This is a genomic window from Bacteroides sp. 1_1_14, from assembly GCF_000162515.1.
Lineage (GTDB): Bacteria > Bacteroidota > Bacteroidia > Bacteroidales > Bacteroidaceae > Bacteroides > Bacteroides thetaiotaomicron.
The window spans coordinates 167,295-170,622 of sequence record NZ_GG774706.1 but is presented as its reverse complement, the minus strand read 5'-3'; the positions used below and the strand labels follow the sequence as shown (position 1 = coordinate 170,622).

The 3,328-nt window shown below is 59.4% G+C and carries 2 pseudogenes; both read left to right on the top strand.

Annotation, left to right across the window (positions count from 1 at the left end):
- Positions 1–1,923 (top strand): annotated as a pseudogene (locus tag HMPREF9007_RS11895) (hypothetical protein); the annotation flags it as partial.
- 151 nt (positions 1,924–2,074) lie between these two features.
- Positions 2,075–3,328: pseudogene (locus HMPREF9007_RS26235) on the top strand (hypothetical protein); the annotation flags it as partial.

The following is a 3,328-nucleotide window of genomic DNA, read 5'->3' as shown; positions in this document are numbered from 1 at the left end:
ACGTTCAGCGGCGGGAACCTGAAAGGGTACTGGGTGGAGGTGGCCGGCGTGGAGGGTGACTCCATTCTCGTAAGTGAGGATGAATTTTCAGGTTCCCTTCCGGAGGCCGGTGACGAGTGCGTGCTGATGGGCAACACGGAGAACCCGCTGCGTCAGAACCTGATCCTGATCTCCGCCACCGAGGACGGTCAGCCCCGCGTGGACGTGATGGACGGGGTGAAGGCGAAGAACTTCACCGGCTGCCTTCGTGCGCGCCTGGGCAACCTGGACGGCATCAGCGATGACTGGTTCCCGGCTGACAACCAGCCGCACGGCAACGGCCTTTACAGCGACAACGCCTACCTGCGCGGGACTTTCCTTCTGGTGACCGGTGAGGACATCAAGACCAAGTTCGAGATCGTGGAGGGGCGCATCACCAGCGCGGTGACCGCCCTAAGGAACGACTTCGCCACGGAGAAGGGCTACCTGAACAACCCCGCCTTCGATGACGGGCTGGAGAAATGGAACACGGAGAACGAGACGGTGTTCTTCCTGGCAGGTAACAAATGGATCTGGGCGAACAACAACGTACTGACCAGAAAGGGCGACGGGGCGAGCGTGACGGTGGATGACGGGCGGACGGTGGTGCACATCCGTAACAAGTACATCCTCCAGAAACGGGCGAATTTGAAAAGCATCCCCTCCATGCCTGTGAACGGTGACGGGGAGAAGGAGGCCGTGCCGGTGTACCTTTCCTTCTTCTACCGCTGCGCAACCAAAGGGACTCTAAGAGTCCAGTTCCTGGACGTTGACAAGACGGGTTTCGCGAACTTCAACAGCCTGGAGGTGGAGGAGGAACTGTCTGCAACTGATGGTTACGTGCAGTACACCTGTAGCGGCCTCTGGAACGGTACCGGTGATTTCAAACTGTCCTTTACCGGTGACATCTACCTGTATATGCTCGTGCTGTCCACTGACAAGGTGGAGAGCCTTGCACACCGCTACCGGACGCTTTTCGAGCAGTCGGAGCGTCTGGTGAAGATAACGGCCGCCGTCTTTGACCGTGACGAGAATATGCTGGAAGAGACGGGGCTTGTGGTGAAGCCTGAAGGCGCGGGCATCTACGCCCAGGACGCGGACGGGAAACTGGCGCTTATCGGCGTGAGTGTGGACGGGACGGACGCTGACGGCAACAAGATCAGCGTGGTGAAGCTGACCGGTGACCGCGTCAAGCTGGAGGGCCTCGTGACGGCCAACGATAATTTCAAGATCCTGGAGGACGGGAGCATCGAGGCGAACGCGGGCACGTTCTCCGGGCATATCCGCACGAACTTCCACCTTGTGGAGTCGAGCGACGCCGTCCTGACCTCCTGCTCGGGCCGCGGCGAGGCCGGCTACCTGATCGGCCGCGAGCTGAGCCTGAAGGTGGACATGGCCGGTTCGTCGAACGGTGCGGACATCATCCTTCCGAACGACGTGCGTTATATCGGCTCGCGCGTAACCCTTTACAACGGCTGCCACCCTCCCTATACGCGTACGGTGGGCTCTATCCGCTACAGCTCCGTCCGTGTGGACGACGGCACGCTGCTCCGCGGTTCCAACGTGAACCTTAGCAGTGATTCGCTGCTTTCCTATTCCGACCCCTACAGGATCGACTGGATCAGCGGGATCATCGAGCTGGTCGGTACCCCCGAGCTGAACGGGAGAATCCTTGCGGACCTGGTTTCGTGGCGGGGAGCGTCGGCCGGTCCCCCGCTTCCCCCTCGAGCGGATGGCTTTACTACGACACGAAAAGGAACCGCAACTACCTTTACTGGTACGGCGCGTGGGTGGAGTTCCCCGTTTACGGCGGCGCTTCCGATGATCTCCGCATCACGTGGAAGGGAGAGCTTTCTTCCGCTCCGGAGAACCCGGAGAGGAACTGGCTGTACGTCACCTCCGTGAACCGCTTCCTCCTGCTCTACACGGGCGAGGATTGGGAGGAGCCCGCCATCATTAACAGCCTGAACAAGTGCGGCTGGTGCATCCTTGGCTTCAGCGCGCTTTCATACCATTATTACAATGACTGACAACAATAAAAAAGGAGGAATAACTTATGGCACTTACAGAATCGGAGAAAACGGAACTTAAGAACGACATCCTGAACGCTATCAAGGCCGAGAGCCAGAGCGTTGATGAACTTGTGGAGGTCAGCTCCCTTGACAATATCAAAAGTCTCCCCGCCCTTCGCGGCAGTGAGCTGGTGAGTGCTCCGCTCACCCTTTTGCGTAAACCGGCCGATGATGCCGCTGCCACGGCGAATGCGTCTGCCACGAAAGCGGATAATGCTGCGGCTTTGGCGAATAAAGCTGCGGGTATGGCGTCTGATGCGGCCGGTACCGCCAATCAGGCTGCTGAAACTGCAAATTCCGCCGCGGCAGCGGCATCCGCGGCTGCGAAACAGGCGGAGGATGCCGCCGCCGGTGTGAACGACGGTTTGGTCGGTGGCATGACGGCCGTCCCTGATGAGGAGAACGACACGGTGAAACTCACCCTGCTGGGAAAGACCGGGACGGAGATTGCCTCCGTTGATATTCCCGGTGGTACGGGCGGTGGCGGTAACACGTATAATGTGACGGCGGAAGTCCCTTTGGAGAGCGGTTATTATGTCCTTTCCTCCGCGATCGGTGCCGTGGATGAGAAATACCGTTACAAGGGTCGTTGCATCACCTATGAAGTCTCGCAGGGCAAATGGGAGACCAAACAGTTCGTGGGGACAAGTCTGTCGAGCTGGGAGCAGGAGGCGAGCTGGGAGGACTTCGGCGGTGCCGGAACGATGAAGAGCCTGACGGTGAACGGCGAGAAGAAAGTTCCCGACAGCGAGGGCAACGTGGATCTGACCATCGACAAGCTGGAAGTGGACGAGAGCCTGGATGCCGACAGTACCAATCCCGTCCAGAACAAGACCGTCGCCGCCAAATTCCAGGAGGTGGAAGCCGGTACCGTGTTCGGCATGAGCGCGGAAGTGAGCGACGACGAGAGCAGTGTCCGCCTTGCGCTGACCAACAAGAGCGGGGCGGAGATCGCGAGCGTTGACATCCCGGCCGGCAGCGGTGGCGGCGGTGAGTCCTCCACCACCAAGATCGTGCTGCTTGCCGAGACCGACAAGAAAACCGTGAAGGAAGGCGGAGCGGTGAAACTTACCTATACCTATGACCACCAGGTTGCCGGCGGTGATGACAAGGGTAGCAGTACCGGACAGAAAGCGACCGTCACCATCCAGGTGAAGCGCGGGACGACCACCACTTATTCCTCCTCGCTGAAGGAAGTGAGCAAGGGTACCTATACCCTTGACCTGACCAAATACCTG